18 protein-coding genes are annotated in these 21,744 nt (G+C 60.1%); 7 read left to right on the forward strand and 11 right to left on the reverse strand.

Going from position 1 to position 21,744, the window contains the following annotated elements; all coding sequences use genetic code 11:
* Positions 1-11: 11 nt before the first annotated feature.
* Both lptE and leuS read right to left on the reverse strand, forming a co-directional pair.
* A complete protein-coding gene (gene lptE, locus ACQZ40_RS03725) occupies positions 12-557 on the reverse strand; it encodes an LPS assembly lipoprotein LptE (protein WP_161987770.1) in 546 nt (181 codons plus the stop codon).
* Positions 550-3,180, reverse strand: a complete 2,631-nt coding sequence (gene leuS, locus ACQZ40_RS03730; protein ID WP_448747420.1) for a leucine--tRNA ligase — start codon at positions 3,178-3,180, stop codon at positions 550-552. Before leuS ends, lptE begins: the two co-directional genes overlap by 8 nt.
* Positions 3,181-3,373: 193 nt before the next feature.
* Between leuS and ACQZ40_RS03735 the strand changes: the two genes are divergently transcribed.
* Positions 3,374-4,033 (forward strand): YggS family pyridoxal phosphate-dependent enzyme, encoded by a 660-nt coding sequence (locus ACQZ40_RS03735; RefSeq protein ID WP_448747421.1) that lies wholly within the window; start codon positions 3,374-3,376, stop codon positions 4,031-4,033.
* 59 nt (positions 4,034-4,092) lie between these two features.
* Here the strand turns inward: ACQZ40_RS03735 and ACQZ40_RS03740 are convergent, their stop codons facing one another.
* Positions 4,093-4,794, reverse strand: coding sequence for a DUF1013 domain-containing protein (locus ACQZ40_RS03740; RefSeq protein WP_065656887.1), 702 nt, complete (start codon positions 4,792-4,794; stop codon positions 4,093-4,095).
* A gap of 229 nt (positions 4,795-5,023) precedes the next feature.
* Between ACQZ40_RS03740 and acs the strand changes: the two genes are divergently transcribed.
* Positions 5,024-6,979 (forward strand): acetate--CoA ligase, encoded by a 1,956-nt coding sequence (gene acs, locus ACQZ40_RS03745; protein ID WP_065656888.1) that lies wholly within the window; start codon positions 5,024-5,026, stop codon positions 6,977-6,979.
* A gap of 106 nt (positions 6,980-7,085) precedes the next feature.
* Here acs and ACQZ40_RS03750 read toward each other — a convergent pair whose 3' ends face one another.
* From ACQZ40_RS03750 to ACQZ40_RS03775, 6 genes are all read right to left on the reverse strand, one after another.
* Positions 7,086-8,093 carry a TRAP transporter substrate-binding protein gene (locus ACQZ40_RS03750; RefSeq protein ID WP_065656889.1) on the reverse strand — a complete coding sequence of 336 codons (1,008 nt, stop codon included), beginning with the start codon at positions 8,091-8,093 and terminating at the stop codon, positions 7,086-7,088.
* A gap of 39 nt (positions 8,094-8,132) precedes the next feature.
* Positions 8,133-9,410 carry a TRAP transporter large permease gene (locus ACQZ40_RS03755; protein ID WP_035265222.1) on the reverse strand — a complete coding sequence of 426 codons (1,278 nt, stop codon included), beginning with the start codon at positions 9,408-9,410 and terminating at the stop codon, positions 8,133-8,135.
* A gap of 4 nt (positions 9,411-9,414) precedes the next feature.
* The gene (locus ACQZ40_RS03760; RefSeq protein ID WP_003520303.1) at positions 9,415-9,945 is read right to left on the reverse strand and encodes a TRAP transporter small permease; all 531 of its coding nucleotides are present in this window, start codon (positions 9,943-9,945) and stop codon (positions 9,415-9,417) included.
* A gap of 21 nt (positions 9,946-9,966) precedes the next feature.
* The gene (locus tag ACQZ40_RS03765; protein ID WP_448747422.1) at positions 9,967-11,127 is read right to left on the reverse strand and encodes a fumarylacetoacetate hydrolase family protein; all 1,161 of its coding nucleotides are present in this window, start codon (positions 11,125-11,127) and stop codon (positions 9,967-9,969) included.
* Between the two features lie 200 nt (positions 11,128-11,327).
* Positions 11,328-12,044: a FadR/GntR family transcriptional regulator gene (locus ACQZ40_RS03770; RefSeq protein WP_003520305.1), complete on the reverse strand. Its 717-nt coding sequence runs from the start codon at positions 12,042-12,044 to the stop codon at positions 11,328-11,330.
* 117 nt (positions 12,045-12,161) lie between these two features.
* The gene (locus ACQZ40_RS03775; protein ID WP_448747423.1) at positions 12,162-13,607 is read right to left on the reverse strand and encodes an FAD-binding oxidoreductase; all 1,446 of its coding nucleotides are present in this window, start codon (positions 13,605-13,607) and stop codon (positions 12,162-12,164) included.
* Positions 13,608-13,806: 199 nt separating this feature from the next.
* On the opposite strand from ACQZ40_RS03775, the gene denD reads away from it, so the two are divergent.
* The 4 genes from denD (at position 13,807) to ACQZ40_RS03795 (ending at position 18,574) form a co-directional block, all read left to right on the forward strand.
* Positions 13,807-14,793, forward strand: a complete 987-nt coding sequence (gene denD / locus ACQZ40_RS03780; protein WP_080857107.1) for a D-erythronate dehydrogenase — start codon at positions 13,807-13,809, stop codon at positions 14,791-14,793.
* The gene (locus ACQZ40_RS03785) at positions 14,790-15,692 is read left to right on the forward strand and encodes an NAD(P)-dependent oxidoreductase (protein ID WP_448747424.1); all 903 of its coding nucleotides are present in this window, start codon (positions 14,790-14,792) and stop codon (positions 15,690-15,692) included. Before denD ends, ACQZ40_RS03785 begins: the two co-directional genes overlap by 4 nt.
* 9 nt (positions 15,693-15,701) lie before the next feature.
* A complete protein-coding gene (locus ACQZ40_RS03790) occupies positions 15,702-17,486 on the forward strand; it encodes an IlvD/Edd family dehydratase (RefSeq protein WP_448747425.1) in 1,785 nt (594 codons plus the stop codon).
* Between the two features lie 113 nt (positions 17,487-17,599).
* Positions 17,600-18,574 (forward strand): threonine ammonia-lyase, encoded by a 975-nt coding sequence (locus ACQZ40_RS03795; RefSeq protein WP_448747426.1) that lies wholly within the window; start codon positions 17,600-17,602, stop codon positions 18,572-18,574.
* Positions 18,575-18,576: 2 nt separating this feature from the next.
* On the opposite strand, the gene ACQZ40_RS03800 is transcribed toward ACQZ40_RS03795, so the two are convergent.
* Positions 18,577-19,680, reverse strand: a complete 1,104-nt coding sequence (locus ACQZ40_RS03800; RefSeq protein ID WP_448747427.1) for an NAD(P)/FAD-dependent oxidoreductase — start codon at positions 19,678-19,680, stop codon at positions 18,577-18,579.
* A gap of 229 nt (positions 19,681-19,909) precedes the next feature.
* Here ACQZ40_RS03800 and ACQZ40_RS03805 point away from each other — a divergent pair, with 229 nt between their 5' ends.
* Positions 19,910-20,053, forward strand: a complete 144-nt coding sequence (locus tag ACQZ40_RS03805; protein WP_003505150.1) for a hypothetical protein — start codon at positions 19,910-19,912, stop codon at positions 20,051-20,053.
* Positions 20,054-20,129: 76 nt separating this feature from the next.
* Here the strand turns inward: ACQZ40_RS03805 and ACQZ40_RS03810 are convergent, their stop codons facing one another.
* Positions 20,130-21,308, reverse strand: coding sequence for a M20 aminoacylase family protein (locus tag ACQZ40_RS03810; RefSeq protein WP_174014369.1), 1,179 nt, complete (start codon positions 21,306-21,308; stop codon positions 20,130-20,132).
* Positions 21,309-21,744 lie beyond the last annotated feature (436 nt).

The raw sequence follows: 21,744 nt of genomic DNA on the forward strand, positions 1-21,744 counted from the left end.
GGCCGCCGCTCTCAGCGGCCGAGCGTGGCGGCGATATCGGTGCGGATGATTTCAGCCAGTTCCCGGGCCGCACGGTTCTCGGCGTCGCGGGTTGCCCTGATCTTGGCGAATTCCTGCTGCGGAAGATCCACCTGCGCCGTCACGCTACGCCGTGCGGAGCGCAGGATTTGACCGTCGGAAACGCGTGTCAGCACATATTGACCGCTCATCACGACACGACCAGGGTATGGGCCATCGTAATTGTTGTTCGCGCGGGTCGTCAGGTCGTAATTCTGCACTTCCGTTGACGTCGCGCTCGAGCTTACGGAAACCTTGACGTTATATTGCGCCGTGGCGGGTTCGCCAGCACCGCCGGACATCAGAAAGATCAGCTGGTTGCGGACTTCCTGCCCAACTCTGCCGCCGGTCTCGGAGACGCTGACGGCCGCCAGTCTCTCCTTGGTTCCGGAAGCTTCCCCATAAAGCGGGCGCACCTGGCAGCCTGCCAGAAGACCAGCCATCGTCACGACGGAAATCGCTGCCGCGACGCGGCCCCATCTTGAAAAAACGTCAGACAACAATGTTCACAATCCTCTGCGGAACCACGATGACTTTCTTGGGCTCGCCACCGGCAAGAATGGATTTGACGGCATCCAGCGCAAGGGCGGCCGTTCGGACCGCATCTTGATCCGCATCGCGCGCGATTGTCAATTCGCCACGCTTCTTGCCGTTGACCTGCACGGGCATGACCACATCGTTTTCCTCGACCAGCGAAGCGACGAAGGCCGGCCATGGCGTTTGGGCCACGAGGCCCGCATTGCCCAATGCGGACCAGCATTCTTCCGCCAGATGCGGCGTCATGGGGGCGATGATGCGGATGAGGATTTCGACGGCGTCGCGCGCGGCCGCCTTGACGTCCTCAGACTTGCCGCCAGAAGCAACATCGGCGAGCGGGCCGGCCAGCGCGTTGACCAGTTCGTGGATGCGGGCGATGGCCTTGTTGAAGGCGAGCTTGTCCAGATCTTCCTGAACAGCCTTCAGCGTCTTGTGGGCCGCCTTGGAGGCCGCCAAGCCTTCGCCTTCGGTCGCAGGCTTCGGCTGAACGGTTCTCAGTTCTTCCGCTGCTTCGCCGATGATGCGCCAGACGCGCTGAACGAATCGGTTTGCGCCTTCCACCCCGGCTTCGGACCAGATGACGTCACGATCGGGCGGAGAGTCCGACAGCACGAAGAAGCGTGCGGTATCGGCGCCGTAGGACGCGATGATATCGTCGGGGTCAACCACGTTCTTCTTCGACTTCGACATCTTCTCGATGGAGCCGATCTTCACCTCTTCGCCGGACGAGAGCAGGAATGCGCGACGCGTGCCGTCGTTTTCCTCGATCCTGAGTTCGGCCGGCGGCACCCATTCGCGTGCGGTGCCTTCGCCGCGGCTATAGGTCTCGTGCACCACCATGCCCTGCGTGAACAGTCCCTTGAAGGGTTCCTTGACGCCGACATGGCCGGTTTCGCGCATGGCGCGGGTGAAGAAGCGCGAATAGAGCAGATGCAGGATAGCGTGCTCGATGCCCCCGATATACTGATCGACCGGCAGCCAGTGGTTGGCGACCTTCGGATCGGTCGGTGCGTCTTCCCACGGCGCGGTGAAGCGCGTGTAATACCAGCTGGAATCGACGAAAGTATCCATCGTATCGGTTTCGCGGCGTGCGTCATGGCCGCATTGCGGGCAGGAGACATGACGCCAGGTGGGGTGCCGGTCCAGCGGGTTGCCGGGCACGTCGAACGTCACGTCGTCGGGCAGCTTGACGGGCAGGTCCTTTTTCGGGACCGGTACGACGCCGCAGACTTCGCAATGGATGACCGGGATCGGGCATCCCCAATAACGCTGACGGGAAATGCCCCAGTCGCGCAGACGGAAATTGACCTTGCGCTCGGCCTGGGGCGCGTTGCCCAGCGTCTGCGCCGACAGCTTCTGCACGACCGCCTCGAAGGCATCCGTCGTTTTCATACCATTCAGGAAGCCGGAATTGATCATCACGCCGTCGTCGGTGTAGGCGGTGTCATCGACCGTGAAGCTTGCAGCATCAGGCCCTTCGGGGGCGACGACCGCCACGACCGGCAGGCCGTATTTGCGCGCAAAGTCCAGGTCGCGCTGGTCGCCGGAGGGGCAACCGAAGATCGCGCCGGTGCCATAGTCCATCAGCACGAAATTGGCGACGTAGACCGGCAGTTCCCAGTTGGGGTCCAGTGGGTGGACGACTTTGACGCCGGTATCGATACCCTTCTTTTCAGCCGTTTCGAGTGCTGCGAGCGAGGTGCCATGGCGGCGGCATTCGTCGCAGAACTCGGCAATCGCCGGGTTGTTCGCGGACAGTTCTCTCGCCAGCGGGTGGTCGGCGGCAATTGCCAGGAAGGAGGCGCCGAACAGGGTGTCCGGGCGTGTCGTATATACGGTGATGTCGGAGAAACCTTCCGGCACTGTCCCGGCGACCGTCTGCCAGCGCAGCGACAGGCCTTCGGAGCGGCCGATCCAGTTCTTCTGCATCAGGCGCACTTTTTCCGGCCATTGGTCGAGCGTATCCAGCTCGTCCAGCAGGTCTTGGCTGAAATCGGTGATGCGGAAGAACCATTGCGTCAGCTCGCGCTGTTCGACCAGCGCGCCGGAGCGCCAGCCACGGCCGTCAATCACCTGCTCGTTGGCGAGAACCGTATGGTCGACCGGGTCCCAGTTGACCTTGGACTGCTTGCGGTAGACCAAACCCTTTTCCATGAAATCGACGAACAGCGCCTGCTGGCGGTGGTAATATTCCACGTCGCAGGTCGCGAATTCGCGGGTCCAGTCCAGCGACAGACCCATGGATTTCAGCTGGCCGCGCATGGTGGCGATGTTCTGGTAGGTCCAGTCCTTCGGGTGAACCTTGTTCTGCATGGCGGCGTTTTCGGCAGGCATGCCGAAGGCGTCCCAGCCCATCGGGTGCAGGACGTTGAAACCGCGGGCGCGCTTGTAGCGGGCAACCACGTCGCCCATGGCATAGTTGCGGACATGGCCCATGTGGATGCGTCCCGAAGGATAGGGAAACATCTCCAGAACGTAATATTTCTCGCGCGGATCGCTGTTGTCGGTCACGAAGACCTTGTCTTCGTTCCATTTCTGCTGCCAGCGCGGCTCGGCGTCGCGAGGATTGTAACGTTCGATGGCCATTGTTTAGAATTCCGGGTATCGAGGGGAAAAATTTGCGCTGACCTTCACCATGAAACGACCGGGGCGTCAAGTTTGGCGGGGCATTCGGGCGTTCAATCTTGGCCAGCGTGCCTCAAATGGTGCTAAACCCGCTTGGCATCAAGGCAATCGGGGTCTAGTTAGCGTTGCGAATGGTTCAAATGAAGGTCTTGTGATGGAAATCGAAGCACGTCTTGAGGATGTCAGGCAGCGCATTGCCGATGTTGCGGAAAAATCCGGACGCAAGGCGGCGGATGTTGCCCTCGTCGCGGTCTCGAAGACCTTCGAGGCGGAGGCGATCCAGCCGGTCATAGATGCCGGCCAGCGCGTGTTCGGCGAGAACCGCGTGCAGGAGGCGCAGGGCAAGTGGCCGGCGCTGAAAGAGAAGACGCCTGATATCGAGTTGCATCTGATTGGCCCGCTACAGTCCAACAAGGCGGCGGATGCCGTGGCGCTGTTTGATGTGGTGCAGAGCGTCGACCGCGAAAAGATCGCCCGCGCGCTTGCCGAGGAGTGCGGCAAACAGGGGCGCAGCCTTCGTTTTTATGTGCAGGTTAATACAGGGCTTGAGCCGCAAAAGGCGGGTATCGATCCACGTGAGACCGTGGCTTTCGTCGCCTTTTGTCGGGATGAGTTGAAATTGCGGGTCGAAGGACTGATGTGCATTCCGCCGGCGGATGAAAATCCGGGTCCGCATTTTGCGCTTCTGGCGAAGCTTGCCAAACAATGTGGACTTGAGAAGCTTTCCATGGGCATGTCGGGCGATTTCGAAACTGCCGTGGAATTCGGCGCAACGAGCGTTCGTGTAGGCTCGGCGATCTTCGGTACGCGATAAGGCTGCAAATAAAAAACCCGGCGCTGAGGCCGGGTTTTCAAACTCTAAAAGACGTCCGATCAGTAGTTATCGTCCTCGTCTTCGTCCTTCTGCGTAGACTTCAGCGAGCTGAGCTTCTTGAAGACCGCATCTGCGTCGATCTGCTCGTCTTCTTCGCGCTGGAAGTTGTAATCCAGACCTTCCGTTGCCGTCGCCGGCTGCAGTGTGTTGTCCAGCTCTTCGGCGGTCGGCAGCGGACGGCCGCGCGAGGCGCGTTCGACCTCGAGGTCGAGATCGATCTGGCTGCAGAGGCCGAGTGTGACCGGGTCCATCGGCGTCAGGTTTGCCGAGTTCCAGTGGGTGCGGTCACGAATCTGCTCAATGGTCGACTTCGTGGTGCCGACGAGACGCGAAATCTGCGCATCCTTCAGTTCCGGGTGGTTGCGAACGAGCCAGAGAATGGCGTTCGGACGGTCCTGACGCTTGGAAACCGGGGTGTAGCGCGGACCGCGGCGCTTGGATTCCGGCACGCGGACCTTCGGCTCGGAAAGCTTGAGCTTGTGGTTGGGATTGCTTTCAGCGCGGGCGATCTCGTCGCGGGAAAGCTGTCCGGTTGCAATCGGATCGAGACCCTTGATGCCCTGTGCGGCTTCACCGTCGGCAATCGCCTTGACTTCGAGCGGATGCAGTTTGCAGAACGTGGCGATCTGATCGAACGACAGCGCGGTGTTGTCAACCAGCCATACAGCCGTTGCCTTTGGCATGAGCAATTGTTGAGCCATAGATACAGTCCTTCTGTCCGTCCGCGCCGGTGTCGCGGGCGTGGTATCAACCACTGATTTCCGGGATATTGCCGCTCTATAACCGGATTGCATCAGAATTGCAATTCTTTGCGAAACAAATGACCTTTGTCTAATTGCCGTGCGGATTTGAACTGCTATGAATTCAACACATGCCTGAGGTGGGAGTCTCGGGCCACGTCAGAAGCCATATCGGTTCCAGGAGGAGTTTATGTCTGCCAAAATCTACCCGGTTCTCAAATCGGCGAAGGCCCGCACGCTCATCGACAATGAGCGTTACCAGAAATGGTATCAGGAGAGCGTCGAGGATCCGGAAAAGTTCTGGGACAAGCACGGCCGGCGGATCGACTGGTTCAAGCCCTATACCAAGGTCAAGAACACGTCCTTCAAGGGCAGGGTGCCGATCAAGTGGTTCGAGGATGGCCTGACGAACGTTTCCTATAACTGTATCGACCGGCACCTGAAGACGCATGGCGAGCGCACGGCGATCATCTGGGAAGGCGACAACCCCTATATCGACAAGAAGATCACCTATAACCAGCTCTATGACTATGTCTGCCGTCTGGCGAATGTGCTGAAGAAGCACGGTGTCAAGAAGGGCGACCGCGTCACCATCTATATGCCGATGATACCCGAGGCGGCTTACGCGATGCTCGCCTGCGCCCGCATCGGCGCCATCCATTCCGTCGTGTTCGGCGGGTTCTCGCCGGAAGCGCTGGCGGGCCGCATCGTCGATTGCCAGTCCACCTTCGTCATCACCTGCGATGAGGGCGTGCGCGGCGGCAAGCCGATCCCGCTCAAGGAAAATACCGACAAGGCGATCGATATCGCCGCCAAACAATATGTCATCGTCAACAAGGTTCTGGTGGTGCGCCGCACCGGCGGAAAGACCGGCTGGGCGCCCGGCCGCGATATCTGGTACCATCAGGAAATCGCCACCGTGAAGCCGGATTGCCCGCCGGTGAAAATGCGTGCGGAAGACCCGCTGTTCATTCTTTACACTTCAGGCTCCACCGGCAAGCCGAAGGGCGTGTTGCACACCACGGGCGGCTACCTCGTCTATACGTCGATGACGCACGAGTATGTCTTCGACTACAAGGACGGCGAGGTTTACTGGTGTACCGCCGACGTCGGCTGGGTCACCGGCCATTCCTATATCGTCTACGGTCCGCTTGCGAACTGCGCGACGACGCTGATGTTCGAAGGCGTTCCCAATTTCCCGGATCAGGGCCGCTTCTGGGAAGTCATCGACAAGCACAAGGTCAATATCTTCTACACCGCGCCGACGGCGCTCAGATCGCTGATGGGGGCGGGCGACCAGTTCGTCCAGCGCTCGTCGCGCGAGAGCCTGCGGCTTCTCGGCACGGTCGGCGAGCCGATCAATCCGGAAGCCTGGGAGTGGTATTACCATGTGGTCGGCGAGGACAAGAGCCCGATCGTCGACACCTGGTGGCAGACGGAAACCGGCGGCATTCTCATTTCGCCGCTGCCGGGCGCGACCGATCTGAAACCCGGTTCGGCCACAAGGCCGTTCTTCGGCGTGCAGCCGCAGCTTGTCGATGCCGAGGGCAATGTGCTGGAAGGACCGGCCGACGGCAATCTCTGCATCATCGATAGCTGGCCGGGCCAGTCGCGCTCCGTCTATGGCGATCATCAGCGCTTTGTCGATACGTATTTCTCGACCTACAAGGGCAAGTACTTCACCGGCGACGGTTGCCGGCGTGACGAGGACGGCTATTACTGGATCACCGGCCGCGTCGATGACGTGCTGAACGTTTCCGGTCACCGCCTTGGCACGGCCGAAGTGGAATCGGCGCTGGTGTCGCATCACCTCGTTTCGGAAGCGGCTGTGGTGGGTTACCCGCATGCCATCAAGGGCCAGGGCATTTATTGTTATGTAACGCTGATGGCGGGCCAGAATGGCGACTATGCGCTGCGCGAGGAGCTGGTGAAGCACGTGCGCAACGAGATCGGGCCGGTTGCGACACCTGACAAGATCCAGTTCGCGCCGGGCCTGCCTAAGACGCGCTCCGGCAAGATCATGCGGCGCATCCTGCGCAAGATCGCCGAGGACGACTTTGGTGCGCTGGGGGATACGTCGACGCTCGCCGATCCAGCGGTGGTCGAAGACCTTATCGCCAACCGGCAGAACCGCACCGCGTCCTGATCTTCTGGAAAGGCTGCTTCGGCAGCCTTTTTCCATCTGCGATTTTCACAAACAAAAACACCCGGAGGCGGAACCTCCGGGTGTTTTTAATTCTATCCGGTAAGGATTACTGGCCGCGGATCTTCTTCAGGTCCGCCAGAACGGCGTCGACGACGTCTGCGCCGATTTCAGCCTTGTGCTTTTCGTAGACGACCATCGACTTTTCGCGGATACGGGTCTGCTCTTCTGCAGACAGCGTATTCACTTCGAGGCCGGCAGCCTTGATCTTCTCCAGCGACTTCTGGTTCAGTTCGCGGATGACCTTGCGCTCTTCGTCGCGGCCGACGATTGCGCATTCACGCAGGGCGGCCTGTTCTTCGGGCGTGTAGCTGTCGAAGATCGGCTTGGAGAAGAGGAAGAGGAACGGCGTGTAGGCGTGGTTCGTCTCGGTGATGTATTTCTGCACTTCGTAGAACTTCGAGGTGTCGATCGTCACATAGGGGTTTTCCTGCGCGTCGATCGCGTTGGTTTCCAGCGCCGAGAAGACTTCGCCGAAGGCCATCGGGGTTGCATTGGCGCCGAGGTTCTGGAAGGTGTCGAGGAAGATGTTGTTCTGCATCACGCGAACCTTGAGGCCCGAGAAGTCTTCCCACTTGTTCACGGCGTGCTTGGAGTTCGACAGGTTGCGGAAGCCGTTTTCCCAGTAGGCCAGGTTTACGAGGCCCTGTTCTTCCAGCTTCTTGTTCATCATGTCGCCGAAGGCGCCGTCCATGACGGCATCGGCTTCCTTGGCGTTGGCGAAGAGGAACGGCAGGTCGAAGACGCCGAGCGACGGGATGAGACCGACGAGCGGCGACGAGGACGTCACGACCGCTTCCTGAACGCCGGAGCGCAGGGCCTGTGTTGCCTGAAGGTCACCGCCGAGAGCGCCGCCCCAGAATGCCGTCAGCTTCAGCTTGCCACCGGACTTGTCGTCAAGGCAGGCCTGCATGGCCTTGATGCCGTTGCCGACCGGATGATCCTGGTTGATGCCGTTCGAAACGCGGATGTTACGGCTGTTGAATTCGGCCATTGCCGGAGCGGCGGCGCCAACTGCGAAAGCGATGGCCGTAGTGGTCAGAAGAAGCTTTCTCATAATATCCTCCCTTGGATTGTTTGCGAGAAGCAGGTTGAATTAACGGAGATACTGCAGCGGTACGAGGACGATGTCCGGGAAAATCACCAGCAGCGCCAGGACGATGGTTTCGGCAACGAGGAACGGCCAGACGCCGACCGTGACCTTGCCGAGCGGGATGCGGCCGACGCCGCTGACGACGTTCAGCACCACGCCAACCGGAGGGGTAATCAGGCCGATGGCGTTGTTGATGATGAAGAGAACACCGAAATAGACCGGGTCGATGCCCGCCTGTTTGACGATAGGCATCAGAACAGGCGTCAGGATCAGGATGGTCGGCGTGAGGTCGAGTGCGGTTCCGACAATGAAGACAAGCACCATCATTGCGGCCATCAGAAGCATCGGGCGGTCGATCAGCGGCTCGATATAGCCTGCGACTTCGTTCGGAATGTTCGCTGCCGTGATGAGCCATGCGGAGACAAGTGCCGCGCAAACCAGGAACATGATGATGGACGTGCTCTTGGCGGCGCGCAGAAGCACGTGGAACAGATCCGCCGGTTTCAGTTCGCGGTAGATCACCATACCGACGAAAAGCGCGTAGACAGCGGCAACGACGGCAGCTTCCGTCGGCGTCATGATGCCGGCCTTGATGCCGCCGAGAATGATGACAGGCATGCCGAGCGCCCAGCCGGCGCGAGCAGTGGCGGTCAGACGTTCCTTGGCGGAGGTCTTCGGCAGCGGCTTGACGTTATCCTTACGGACCACGATCAGCCAGGCGATGATGAGCGATGCACCCATCAGAATGCCGGGAACGATACCCGCAAGGAAAAGCTGGGTGATCGAGACGTTGGCGGCAACACCGAAGACGATGAAGGCCATGGATGGCGGAATGACCGGGGCGATGATGCCGCCTGCGGCGATGAGGCCGCCGGAGCGGGGAATATTGTAACCGGCCTTTGCCATCATCGGGATGAGGATTGCGGCGAGGGCTGCGGTATCGGCTGCGGCCGAACCGGAAATGCTGGCCATGATGATGGCTGCAACGATGGCCACGATGCCGAGACCGCCACGGATATGACCGACGAGTGCGATTGCAAAGTCGATGATGCGGCGGGACAGACCGCCGGAATTCATCAGTTCGCCGGCCAGAATGAAGAAGGGGATGGCAAGCAGGGTGAAGGTGTCCGCGCCCGAGATCATGTTCTGGGCAATGATGGCGGTGTTGAACATGCCCATGTACCACATGAGCACGACGCCGCAGAACATCAGCGAGAACGCGACGGGAACGCCAATCGCCATGGCTCCCAGCAGAGAGCCGACAAAAACGAGAAGTGTCATGGTATCAGCGCTCCGAAAGCTGTTCGATCGTCAGATTCTCGCCCGCGAACTGGGCGATTTCGTCTTCTGTCACGCCGCCCGTCAAGTAACGGTACAGGCGTTCCAGTGCGATGATGAACATCAGGCCGCCGGTGAACATGCCGACGCCATAGACCCAGATCATCGAAAGCTTGGTGACGGGCGCATGCATGCTGGCATTGATGCCGGACTGCTTCCAGGTACCCCAGAAGAAGATGGCGGAACAGGCCAGAATGATGATGTTCGACACGATCATGCAGACGATGCGGGCGCGACGGGACAGGAACATCACGAGCGTTTCGATGCCCATGTGGCTGTTCTCACGGAAGGTCAACACGGCGCCGATGAAGGTCAGCCACACGAAGAAGTAACGCGACAGTTCTTCCGAGACGTTGATGCCGGAGTTCATCGTATAACGCATGACGACGTTGACGAAGACCATGATCGACATGCCGGCGAGCAGCAGGACGAGAATGATTTCGAGAATCCGGTAAAAGAGATTGATGGTCTTTTGCATTTTCCCCTCCCGAAGAAATATCTAGAGCAGCCCTCGTTTCGCCAGGTTGCGCATCAGGGCCGTGGTGCCGAATGTCCATTCCGGGCATTCGTCGGTCGTGGTGACCCAATTGATCAGCTTACCGAGCTTGGGCGTGGAGATTTCGACGCGGTCGCCCTTTGAATGGGTGAAACCGAGGCCTGGGCCATGACGATCCTTCACCGGCGCGAACATCGTGCCAAGGAAAAAGACGGCACCGTCAGGATATTGATGGTTGCGGTTCAAGAGCTGTGAAGCGAGGTTTTCGGGCGTGCGGCTGATCGCCTCCATGGGGCTGACGCCCGTCATGGTGAAACCGTCTTCGCCCTCGACCAGAAGCGATATCTGTGACTTCTTCACATCTTCAATAGTGAAGTTGCCGTCGAACAGGCGGATGAAAGGACCAATGGCGCAGGAAGCGTTGTTGTCCTTCGCCTTGCTGAGCAAGAGTGCAGAGCGGCCTTCAAAGTCGCGCAGGTTGACGTCGTTGCCGAGCGTTGCACCAACGATGCGGCCGTCGGAGGTGATGGCAAGCACCACTTCCGGCTCCGGGTTGTTCCACTGCGATTTCGGGTGAACGCCGATCAGCGCGCCGCAGCCGACGGAAGCCATGGCCTGCGCCTTGGAGAATATCTCCGCATCCGGGCCGATGCCGACTTCCAGATATTGCGACCAGAGGCCCATTTCCTGGAGCAGTTTCTTCACTTCGGCAGCTTTTTCGGAGCCGGCCTCAAGTCCCTTGAGATTGTCACCGAGAACCGGTGCCAGCCGTCCGCGAATTTCCTGCGCACGCAGCGGATCGCCCTTGGCCTGCTCTTCGATCACGCGTTCCAGCATGCTGTCGGCGAAGGTGACGCCGGCGGCCTTGACGGCCTGAATGTCGTTGGGAGCAAGAAGTTCGCCGGCGGAACCGTCCAGAAAAGCTTCCAGTGCGCCGAGTGCGACGAAAGTGCTGGTGTCGGCGAGCCGCTCCACCAGATCCGCCTTCTCCAGAAGTTCGGACATGGTGGGGGAAATCGACGTGAGGTCATAAAGCACGCCGCCCTTCAGCAGGACGGGGCAGGGGCCGCCTTCGCTTTTCGACCAGACACGGCCGACGAGCAGCGCGTTTTCGAAATCTTCAGGCAAAATTGCGGTAGCGTCGATGGACCTTGTACCGGTCATGTAGTCCTCCCCTTCAGCATCCGACAGGCCGCCTCCTGCGGTCTTATTGTCTGGATGTCTGACAACTTAATCCCATTCTTCTTAGTATGACTTTTGCTACGAGTCTAGCGGCCTTGCCGACAAAATTATCGTGTTTCGCGTCTCAATTCCCGCAAAGCCGTAAACCTGTCCTATAGCTTTGCCGGCATCCACATTGCTGCTCAGAAGATATCCAGTTCGAGATTGACCCGGCTGGCTGCGCCGATCAGGTGCTTGCGCATGGCGTTCTTGGCGGCAGTGGCGTCGGCCTTCTCGACGGCTTCGTAGATTGCCACATGTTCGGCAATCGTCACCTCGAGAATTTCACCAAAAACCGCGCGGGAGAAAGCGATGTTGATGGCGGAGCTGATGCGTTCCGCGATGAAGCCGAGGAACATCAGGAAATATTCGTTCTCAGTCGCTTCCGCCAGAATGCGGTGGAAGTCGAGATCGGCGGCAACGCCTTCCGTCGACCAATCATCGGCGGTTTTCATCTTTTCCAAGGCTGCCGCCAGCCGCGTCAGCTGCTGCGGGCTGCGGTGCAATGCGGCAAGCCCCGCCGCCTCTATTTCCAGCGGCATGCGGAGCTGGAAAAGATCGCGGAAATTTTCCGGGTCGTTTAGCCGCGACCGCTCGATGCGGATGGACAGTCTTTGCCGGGGATCGGTGACGAATGCGCCCACGCCCTGCCGAGTTTCGACAAAGCCTTCGTTGCGCAATTGTGCAATCGCTTCGCGGATGACCGAACGGCTGACCCCGAAGGTTTTTGCCAGAACATGTTCGGTCGGCAGCCTGTCACCCGGTCCGAGCTTCGAATCATTGATTTCGCGCGCAATCTCCGCGGCGATACGGCCGGGCAGATGATCGTTGCGATGTATCTGATTGAACTCCAGCGTCATGGTTGCTCCCGTTCCACAGAAACGATTGGTTCGTTTTCCCGCGGCAGGCGACTTCCTCCTTCGCCGTCAGCGGGGTTTTCAAAGGCGGCGTTTTCAGCCGCCTTTGCCATTCCTCGATTAGCTATCCGGTTGCAGGGTTATCTGGCAACCAGGATTCATCCGCAAATCAGGGTCGAAGGTATTTTTCAGGCCGGTGATCATCCGGCGCTGCACGTCGGATAGCCGGCTTTCGAAATCGGAGCGTTTCAGGCGACCAATGCCGTGCTCGGCGCTGATGCTGCCGACGTAGCGGTCGAGGACCTCGTTCACGAGTGTCTTGGACTTGTAGATGAAGGCGTCACGCTCTTCGGGTGTTGTGCCGTCGGGCGGCAGCACGTTGAGATGGACATTGCCGTCTCCGACATGGCCGTAGGAAACTGCCAGGCATTCCGGCAGTTTTTCCGCAAGTTCCGCCTCGGCTTCAGCCACGAAGGCTGCGAGTTTCGACAAAGGTACGGAAATGTCGGTGCGCATATGCGCGCCGCGCAGCGCCTGGCCCTCGTTCATGCCTTCGCGGAACAGCCAGAGCGATTGGGCCTGTGCCCGTGAAGAAGCGATCACGCCGTCCAGCACCAGCCCGTCTTCCATCACGCCCTCAAGGAAGCGTCCCATCAGGTCAGCGGTATCGACCAACCCCGAGCCGGAAATTTCCATCAGCACATAGGCAGGATAATCGCCGGCGATGGGCATCTTGAGATCGGGAATTGCTTCAATTGCAAGTGTGAAGGCGACAGGCGGCATGAATTCGAAGGCGGACATCAGGTCGCAGCATTCGCGACGGGCGCGGCGGTAAAGCTTGATGGCATCGTCAAGCGAATTGAGGCCGAGCAGCGCCGTCTCGACATGTTCGGGATTGGGATAAAGCTTGACGGCAACCGCGGTGATGATGCCGAGCGTTCCTTCGGCGCCGATGAAGAGCTGCTTCAGATCGATGCCGCGATTGTCCTTGCGCAGCGTCGACAGCCCGTTCCAGATGGTGCCGTCCGGCAATACGACTTCGAGACCCAGCACCAGTTCGCGGGTCATGCCGTAGCGCAGGACATTGATGCCGCCGGCATTGGTGGAGACGTTGCCGCCGATGCGGCAGCTGCCCTGTGCGCCGAGCGACAGCGGGAAAAACATGCCTTTGTCCTGAACCGCATCCTTGAATTCCGACAGAATGCAGCCGGCTTCCACAACGGCGGAAAAATCGTCGCTATCGATGGTGCGGATGGCATTCATGCGCTCCAGGCTCAATACGACCTGATGCTTGGGGGCATCGGGAATGCCGCCGAGCACCAGTCCGGTATTACCGCCCTGGGGGATGATGGCAAGGCCCAGTTCCGCGCAGGCGCGAACGGTGTCGGAGACTTCCTTGGTCGAGCGGGGGCGGATGACGGCGACGGCCGAGCTGGTGACATCGCCGTGCCAGTCGCGGCAATAGCGCAGCATGTCTTCCTGCGATGTCAGCATCAAAGCCTCGCCGAGCCTGTTCTTCAACGAGAACCGCAATTCCCCGATATCGGTTTCGCTCACGATCGTCATTCCACCCTCTCCGTCCAATCCGCCCTAAATTTCCGGACAGGGCTCTCTCGCCCTTGCTTTTGCCGGTTTGTGAAAAAATACTATTTTCAATCCGATCATATAAGGTTATCAGACAACCTTACAAGCTAATTTATCGGTCGACTGGCCGATGATGTTTTTTCGGTCCCGGGAGAATGGCCGGGACAAAGAGGAGGAAAACATGCATATCGCAATCATCGGCGCCGCAGGCATGGTGGGCCGCAAGCTGACTCAGCGTCTCGTCAAGGACGGATCGCTTGGCGGCAAGCCAATCGAAAAGTTCACGCTTATCGACGTGTTCCAGCCCGAAGCGCCTGCCGGTTTTTCCGGTGCGGTCGATGCGCGTGCCGCCGATCTCTCCGCGCCGGGTGAGGCCGAAAAGCTGGTTGAAGCCCGCCCAGATGCCATTTTTCACCTCGCCGCCATCGTCTCCGGTGAAGCCGAGCTCGATTTTGACAAGGGCTACCGCATCAACCTCGACGGTACGCGTTATCTCTTCGATGCCATCCGCATCGCCAATGGCAAGGATGGTTATAAGCCGCGCGTGGTCTTCACCTCGTCCATCGCCGTTTTCGGTGCACCGCTTCCCTATCCGATCCCGGATGAATTCCACACCACGCCGCTGACCAGCTATGGTACGCAAAAGGCGATCTGCGAATTGCTGCTGTCCGATTACAGCCGTCGCGGTTTCTTTGACGGCATCGGCATTCGTCTGCCGACCATCTGCATTCGTCCCGGCAAGCCGAATGCGGCCGCTTCCGGCTTCTTCTCCAATATCCTGCGCGAGCCGCTGGTCGGCCAGGAAGCGGTTCTGCCGGTGCCGGAAAGCATTCGCCACTGGCACGCTTCGCCGCGTTCCGCCGTCGGTTTCCTGATCCATGGGGCAACGATTGACGTCGAAAAGGTCGGTCCGCGCCGCAATCTGTCGATGCCCGGCCTCAGCGCCACCGTCGGCGAGCAGATCGAAGCGCTGCGCAAGGTCGCGGGCGAAAAGGCCGTCGCCCTCATTCGCCGCGAGCCGAACGAGATGATCATGCGCATGTGCGAAGGCTGGGCCCCCGGTTTCGAAGCCAAGCGCGCCCGCGAACTGGGCTTTACGGCTGAAAGCTCCTTCGAAGAGATCATTCAGGTTCATATCGAGGACGAACTGGGAGGTTCACTGAAATGAGTGTTGGCGGGGAGGAGAAGAAGCGGTCTGTCGCCTTTATCGGCACAGGTCTGATGGGCGGGCCGATGGCCCGGCGTCTGCTGGGGGCTGGCTTTTCGGTGACCGTCTGGAACCGCAGCGTCGATAAGGCCGAGGCTCTTGTGACCGATGGCGCGGTCGTCGCGGCATCGCCGGCGGAGGCCGCCAAAGGCGCCGATATCGTCATCACCATGCTGAGCGACGGCAAGGCTGTGGGCGAGGTGCTGTTTGCGGCCGGAGTGGCCGAAGCACTGAAAAAGGGTGCGGTCGTGATCGATAGCAGCTCGATTGCCCCGCCGATTGCGCGGGAACATTCCTCCCGGCTTCAGGCGCTCGGCATTCATCATGTCGACGCGCCGGTTTCCGGCGGTGTGCCGGGCGCGACGGCCGGTACGCTTGCGATCATGGCGGGTGGCGATGAGGCGCTGATCGCGGGTCTTGCCGATGTTTTCGCACCGATGGGCCGGCTCACCTATGTCGGTCCCTCGGGTGCTGGCCAACTCTGCAAGCTTGCCAATCAACAGATCGTCGCCATCACCATCGGCGCGGTTGCCGAGGCGATGATGCTGGTGGAGGCGGGTGGTGCATCGCGTGAAGGGTTCCGCAACGCCATACGCGGCGGTTTTGCCGAAAGCCGGATCCTGGAACTGCATGGCGACCGCATGGTGAAGCGCAATTTCGTACCTGGCGGTCCCTCCAAGTTCCAGCTCAAGGATCTGAACGGCGTGCTGGCGACGGCGAAGGATCTGTCTCTCAATCTGCCGCTTACGCAGCAGGTGACGCGGGAATTTGACGACTTCGTCGGTGACGGTGGTGCCGATATCGACCATAGCGGCATCCTGCTTTACCTCGAAAAACTGAATAACCGGGAACAGGGCTGAGGCAGGTTCATGAGTGACGAGAAGACACCGATGCGCCGCCTGCGGTCGCAGGACTGGTTCGACAATCCCGACCATCTCGACATGACGGCGCTCTATCTGGAGCGCTTCATGAATTACGGCGTGACGCCGGAAGAACTGCGTTCCGGCAAGCCGGTCATCGGCATCGCCCAGAGCGGCAGCGACCTGACGCCCTGTAACCGTGTCCATGTGGAACTCGTCAAGCGGGTGCGGGACGGTATTCGCGATGCGGGCGGTATTCCCATCGAGTTTCCGACCCATCCGATGTTCGAAAACTGCAAGCGCCCGACGGCGGCGCTTGACCGCAATCTCGCTTATCTCAGCCTTGTGGAAGTGCTTTACGGTTATCCGCTCGACGGCGTCGTTCTGACCACGGGTTGCGACAAGACCACGCCTTCGGCATTGATGGCGGCAAGCACGGTCGATATTCCGGCCATCGTACTTTCCGGCGGGCCGATGCTCGACGGTTACCATGATGGTGATCTGGTCGGTTCCGGCACGGTCATCTGGCGCATGCGCCGTAAATACGGTGCTGGCGAAATCACCAGCGAGGAATTCTTGCAGGCGGCGCTGGAATCTGCGCCTTCCGTCGGCCATTGCAACACCATGGGCACAGCATCGACCATGAACGCCATGGCGGAGGCGCTCGGCATGTCGCTCACCGGCTGCGGCGCGATCCCTGCCGCTTACCGCGAACGCGGCCAGATGGCCTATCGCACCGGTCGCCGCGCCGTCGAGCTGGTTGTCGAAAATATCAAGCCTTCCGACATCATGACGCGCGAGGCGTTTTTGAACGCGATCCGCGTCAATTCGGCGATTGGCGGTTCCACCAATGCTCAGCCGCATCTGGCGGCGATGGCCAAACATGCGGGCGTCGAGCTTCGCGAGGAGGACTGGCAGGTCCACGGTTACGACATTCCGCTCATCGCCAATGTCCAGCCGGCTGGCAAATGGCTGGGTGAGAAATATCACCGCGCCGGTGGCACGCCCGCCATCATGTGGGAGCTTCTCAAGGCGGGCAAGCTCGACGGAAACTGTCCGACCGTAACCGGCAAGACCATGGCGGAAAATCTGGAGGGTCGGGAATCCACCGACCGCGATGTGATCCTGCCTTATGACAAGCCGCTCAAGGAACGGGCCGGTTTCCTCGTCCTCAAGGGCAATCTGTTCGATTTCGCCATCATGAAGACGAGCGTGATTTCGGCGGAATTCCGCCAGCGTTATCTGAGCGAACCGGGCCGCGAGGGCATTTTCGAGGGCAAATGCGTGGTGTTCGATGGTTCGGAAGACTATCACGCCCGTATCAACGATCCGTCTCTCGATATCGATGAGCGCACCATTCTCGTCATTCGCGGTGCGGGGCCACTCGGCTGGCCGGGTTCGGCTGAGGTCGTCAACATGCAGCCGCCGGATGCGCTTTTGAAAAAGGGCATCACCAGCCTGCCGACGATCGGTGACGGCCGGCAGTCGGGAACGGCGGACAGCCCGTCCATCCTCAACGCCTCGCCGGAAAGTGCTGCCGGCGGTGGGCTGGCATGGCTTCGTACGGGGGATATGATCCGCATCGATTTCAATGAGGGCGAGTGCAATGCGCTGGTGCCGGATGAGGAGCTTGCCGCCCGCAAGGCTGATGGCATTCCCGCCGTTCCTGCCGATGCGACGCCATGGCAGCGCATTTACCGCCAGTCGGTAACGCAGCTTTCGGATGGCGCGGTTCTGGAAGGGGCTGCGGATTTCCGCCGGATCGCCGAAAAGATGCCCCGGCATAATCATTGAGCGCATAGGACACAAATCCCCGGCCACGTCCGGGGATTTTTCTTTTCTGGGCGGTTTCGCAATTGATTGCAACCTCTTAATGTACCCGCAAATCCGCATCACAGGGGCACGACATGACAGATATTTCGATGATAGAAGCCGCGCGTGGGCGCATCGGCAACCATGCGGTTCGCACACCGCTTCTTTCATCGCCTTTTCTGGACGAAATTGCCGGGCGAAAGCTGTTCGTGAAGGCTGAATGCCTCCAGAGAACGGGTTCCTTCAAGTTTCGCGGCGGCTGGTCGGCCGTCTCCGGCCTTCCGGCGGAGGTGCGCGCCAAGGGCGTGATCGCCTTTTCCTCCGGCAACCATGCGCAGGGCGTGGCGCTTGCCGCCCGGCTGCACAATGTTCCCGCCGTCATCATCATGCCGTCGGATGCGCCGAAGATCAAAATCGACAATACCCGCGCGTATGGCGCGGAGGTAGTGCTCTATGACCGTGCGAACGAAGATCGCGACGCCATCGGAGATCGCATTTCTCGCGAGCGTGGGCTGACGCTGATCAGGCCCTATGACGAACCGCTGGTCATCGTCGGGCAGGGGACAGTGGGGCTGGAGATTGCCGAACAGGGCGCGGAGTTGGGCATCGGTGCGGCCGAGGTTCTGGTGCCCTGCGGTGGTGGCGGCCTCACCTCCGGCATCTCCCTGGCACTCGCAGCAAAAGCGCCGAACTACAAGGTCAGGACGTCGGAACCGGAGCGGTTCGACGATGTGGCGCGCTCCCTTGCTGCGGGTAAGATCGAGCGTAACGCCACGACCTCGGGCTCGATCTGCGACGCGATCGTCACGCCGCAGCCGGGCAACATTACTTTCCCCATCATGGCCAGGCTCTGCGGAAAAGGCATTGCCGTGACCGAGGAGGAAGCGCTGCGTGCTATGGTTCTCGCCTTTAACCGGCTGAAGATCGTTGTCGAACCCGGTGGTGCGGTGGCGCTGGCGGCGGCCCTCTTCCACGGTGATGAACTGGAAAGCGAAACGGTGATCGCGGTCGCTTCCGGCGGCAATGTCGATCCGGAGATCATGGCCGGCGCGCTCTCTCGTTTCGGTTGAGGTCAGGCCTCGAGCCGTGCCGCGACCTCGCCGGCAATCGCCAGCGAGGCGGTGAGGCCGGGGCTTTCTATGCCGAAAAGGTTGACGAGGCCGGCAAGGCCGTGGGTTTCCGGTCCGTCGATGCGGAAGTCCATGGCCGGTGCGTCCGGGCCGGAAATCTTCGGCCGGATACCGGAATAGGCCGGGATCAGCGCGTTGTCGGGAAGGCCCGGCCAATAGCGCCGTATCGCATCGCCGAAACCCTCCATGCGGCGGGGATCGACCGCATAGTCGATGGTGTCCACCCACTCCACATCCGGCCCGAAACGGGCCTGGCCGGCGAGATCGAGCGTGAGATGCACGCCGAGGCCATGGGTGTGCGGTGCTGGGTAGATCAGCCGTGAAAACGGGGACTTGCCGGCCAGCGAAAAATAGCTGCCCTTGGCGAAACGCGCCTGCGGGATTCCGTCCTCCGGCAATCCTTCGATCTTTCTTGCCACCATGGGTGCAACAAGCCCGGCGGAATTGACGAGCAGCCGGCATGTCAGGCTGGTGGGTTCCGTTCCGCCGACATGAACTCGGAAACCATTGCCCATCGCCTCTGCCTTTTCGAAGGGTGCGTTCAGGGCAAGGGCAGCGCCATGATCCTGCGCGTCTCCAAGCAGCGCCAGCATATAGCCGTGGCTGTCGATGATACCGGTCGAGGGCGATATCAGGGCTGCGACGCAGGCGAGCGCGGGTTCGAGCAATGGCGCCTGTTGCGCATCGATCAGCTCAAGGTCGTTGCAGCCGTTAGCTTTGCCTTTTTCGCGCAGGGTGGTGAGCATGGCCGTCTCTTCATCGCTCGTAGCGACGATGAGCTTGCCGCAACGACGATGTGAAACGCCGTGGCTTTGACAGAAGGCATAGAGCCGCTCCTTGCCCTCCACGCAAAGTCGGGCCTTGAGGCTTCCGGCCGGATAATAGAGCCCGGCGTGGATGACTTCGCTGTTGCGGGAGGAGGTGGCAGAGCCGAATTCCTTCCCGCTTTCGAGGATGATGACGGAGAGGCCGCGCATCGCCAGTTCACGCGCTGTCGCGAGCCCTATCACCCCGGCTCCGATGATGATGGCGTCGATATCCGTCATGGTCTTTTCCGTGCCCGCCACCGGTTTTGAACGGAAATGCCCTCCACCGCGTTGATCCCTAGCAATGGGTAGATTGATGCTTGCCGGTGGGCAAGTCGCAATCGGTATTTTTCCCGATGCGCCAATCTTATGGAATTTTATCTCTACTGAAACAGTGGGGAATAAAGCTATTCTATGAGTGAAATAAGCAATGCCCGCTTTGAAGGGCCGAGCAGGAAGGGAGTGTACAATGTCTTATTCCAAGGCAGGAAAAGTAAAAGACTTTGTCTCGCAGCCCCAGTCGCCGCGCAACTGGAAAGATTCGGTTCATGCGGCTCTTGTCGGCGTCTGCGTGGCTTTTGTCGCCGCCGTCATCTTCGGTCTCGTTCCCTGATCCTCCCGATTTTCTCATCAGGTAATTTGAGAATAAAAGGCCGGTCGCTCCTCCGACCGGCCTTTTTCATGACCGCTCACGCCTTCAGGTAATCTTCCGCCAAGTCAACCCAGAAAGCGGTTCCGATCGGCAGGATATCGTCGTTGAAATCGAATTTCGGATGGTGCAGCGGCGGGTCGTTATCGGTGCGCGCGGTGCCGAGGAAGAAATAACAGCCTGGCCGTTTCTCCAGCATATAGGCGAAGTCTTCCGCACCCATCGATGGGCGCTGCATCTCGGCTACCTTTTCAGGCCCGGCAAAACGCCGGGCGAGATCGGCGACATAGTCCGTTTCCGCCTTGTGGTTGACGGTTGCATTGTAACCGCGCTCGTAATCGATGGTGACGCTCATGCCGTAGCTGGCCGCCTGGCCTTCGGCTATCGCCCGGATGCGCTTTTCCAGCTCGTCGCGCACGCCCGGATCGAAGGAGCGGATGGTCAGCAGCATTTCCGCCGTTTCGGGAATGACATTGCTGGCAGCACCGGCATGGAACGCGCCAACGGTGACGACTGCCGATAGTTGCGGATGGATGTTGCGGGACACCACGGTTTGCAGCGCCATGACGATGCTTGCGCCGGCCACGATGGGATCCGCCGCATCCTGCGGTTCGGCGCCGTGGCCGCCGTAACCGTTGACGGTAATCTTGCACTCGTCGACGGCGGCGAGGATCGGCCCGTCGCGCAGCACGAATTGCCCGAAGGGCACGCCGGGATCGTTGTGAAGGGCAAAAACCGCATCGCAGGGAAAACGTTCGAACAGCCCGTCCTCGATCATGATGCGGGCGCCGCCGAAATTCTCTTCCGCCGGCTGGAAGATCAGATGCAGGGTTCCGTCGAAATTTTTGCGCTCCGCAATGATCTTCGCCGCGCCAAGCAGCATGGCGGTGTGGCCGTCATGGCCGCAAGCATGCATCACGCCCTGATTGGCGCTCGCATAATCCGCACCGGTTTCTTCATGGATCGGCAGGGCGTCGATATCGGCGCGGATGCCGAGCGTGCGGGTGCTGTCGCCATTGCGGAGTGTGGCGACGACACCGGTTCCGGCCAGTCCCCGCGTAACCTCATAACCCATTGCCGCCAACTGTTCGGCAATAAAATCCGACGTTTTGAACTCCGAAAGGCCGATTTCGGGGTTGCGGTGCAGGTGGCGGCGAATGGCCACCACATCCGGCATATGGTTGGCAAAGGATGCGAGATTTGCGGTCTGTCTGGTCATTTTTAAAGTCCCGGGTTCGGCCGTTTTTTCCGGCGCCTTTTGCAAATGACATAGCAGCATATGCAGCCATGCGTAAGGGGCGTAGCCTGCCCGGAAATGCCCCGAAATTCAGCGCTTGCATCGTGCCGCCACAGGTGGCATGGAACTATTGACGTCCTGGGGCATTAGCTTCTTTCGGATGTAGCGCGGGCCTTTCGGTTCGTGTTGCCCTTCAGGTTGTCAACGGGGGATTATCGGACGTTGCGCGAACAGTTTTCGCCATCGGGGAGGGTGCGAAATCCGGTCGGAACGGCATTGCCGAGCCGAACGACGCGATTTTCTTTCCCTCATCAAAAAAGCCCTGTCCGCGCCGCTCTCCAGCTTCGCAGATATTCCGGAATAATGACGCTGCAGCATGACACGCCTGCGGATGTTCCGCACTTGACCATCCATTCCG

The sequence above is a fragment of the Agrobacterium sp. 16-172Ci genome, from assembly GCF_053522725.1.

Coding starts and splice junctions, on each gene's coding strand:
- acs (WP_065656888.1), top strand. CDS start 5,024: ATGTCTGCCAAAATCTACCCGGTTCTCAAATCGGCGAAGGCCCGCACG.
- ACQZ40_RS03795 (WP_448747426.1), top strand. CDS start 17,600: ATGACAGATATTTCGATGATAGAAGCCGCGCGTGGGCGCATCGGCAAC.
- leuS (WP_448747420.1), bottom strand. CDS start 3,180: ATGGCCATCGAACGTTACAATCCTCGCGACGCCGAGCCGCGCTGGCAG.
- ACQZ40_RS03765 (WP_448747422.1), bottom strand. CDS start 11,127: ATGACCGGTACAAGGTCCATCGACGCTACCGCAATTTTGCCTGAAGAT.
- ACQZ40_RS03785 (WP_448747424.1), top strand. CDS start 14,790: ATGAGTGTTGGCGGGGAGGAGAAGAAGCGGTCTGTCGCCTTTATCGGC.
- ACQZ40_RS03755 (WP_035265222.1), bottom strand. CDS start 9,410: ATGACACTTCTCGTTTTTGTCGGCTCTCTGCTGGGAGCCATGGCGATT.
- ACQZ40_RS03800 (WP_448747427.1), bottom strand. CDS start 19,680: ATGACGGATATCGACGCCATCATCATCGGAGCCGGGGTGATAGGGCTC.
- ACQZ40_RS03740 (WP_065656887.1), bottom strand. CDS start 4,794: ATGGCTCAACAATTGCTCATGCCAAAGGCAACGGCTGTATGGCTGGTT.
- ACQZ40_RS03775 (WP_448747423.1), bottom strand. CDS start 13,607: ATGACGATCGTGAGCGAAACCGATATCGGGGAATTGCGGTTCTCGTTG.
- ACQZ40_RS03735 (WP_448747421.1), top strand. CDS start 3,374: ATGGAAATCGAAGCACGTCTTGAGGATGTCAGGCAGCGCATTGCCGAT.
- ACQZ40_RS03750 (WP_065656889.1), bottom strand. CDS start 8,093: ATGAGAAAGCTTCTTCTGACCACTACGGCCATCGCTTTCGCAGTTGGC.
- denD (WP_080857107.1), top strand. CDS start 13,807: ATGCATATCGCAATCATCGGCGCCGCAGGCATGGTGGGCCGCAAGCTG.
- ACQZ40_RS03760 (WP_003520303.1), bottom strand. CDS start 9,945: ATGCAAAAGACCATCAATCTCTTTTACCGGATTCTCGAAATCATTCTC.
- ACQZ40_RS03790 (WP_448747425.1), top strand. CDS start 15,702: ATGAGTGACGAGAAGACACCGATGCGCCGCCTGCGGTCGCAGGACTGG.
- ACQZ40_RS03810 (WP_174014369.1), bottom strand. CDS start 21,308: ATGACCAGACAGACCGCAAATCTCGCATCCTTTGCCAACCATATGCCG.
- ACQZ40_RS03805 (WP_003505150.1), top strand. CDS start 19,910: ATGTCTTATTCCAAGGCAGGAAAAGTAAAAGACTTTGTCTCGCAGCCC.
- ACQZ40_RS03770 (WP_003520305.1), bottom strand. CDS start 12,044: ATGACGCTGGAGTTCAATCAGATACATCGCAACGATCATCTGCCCGGC.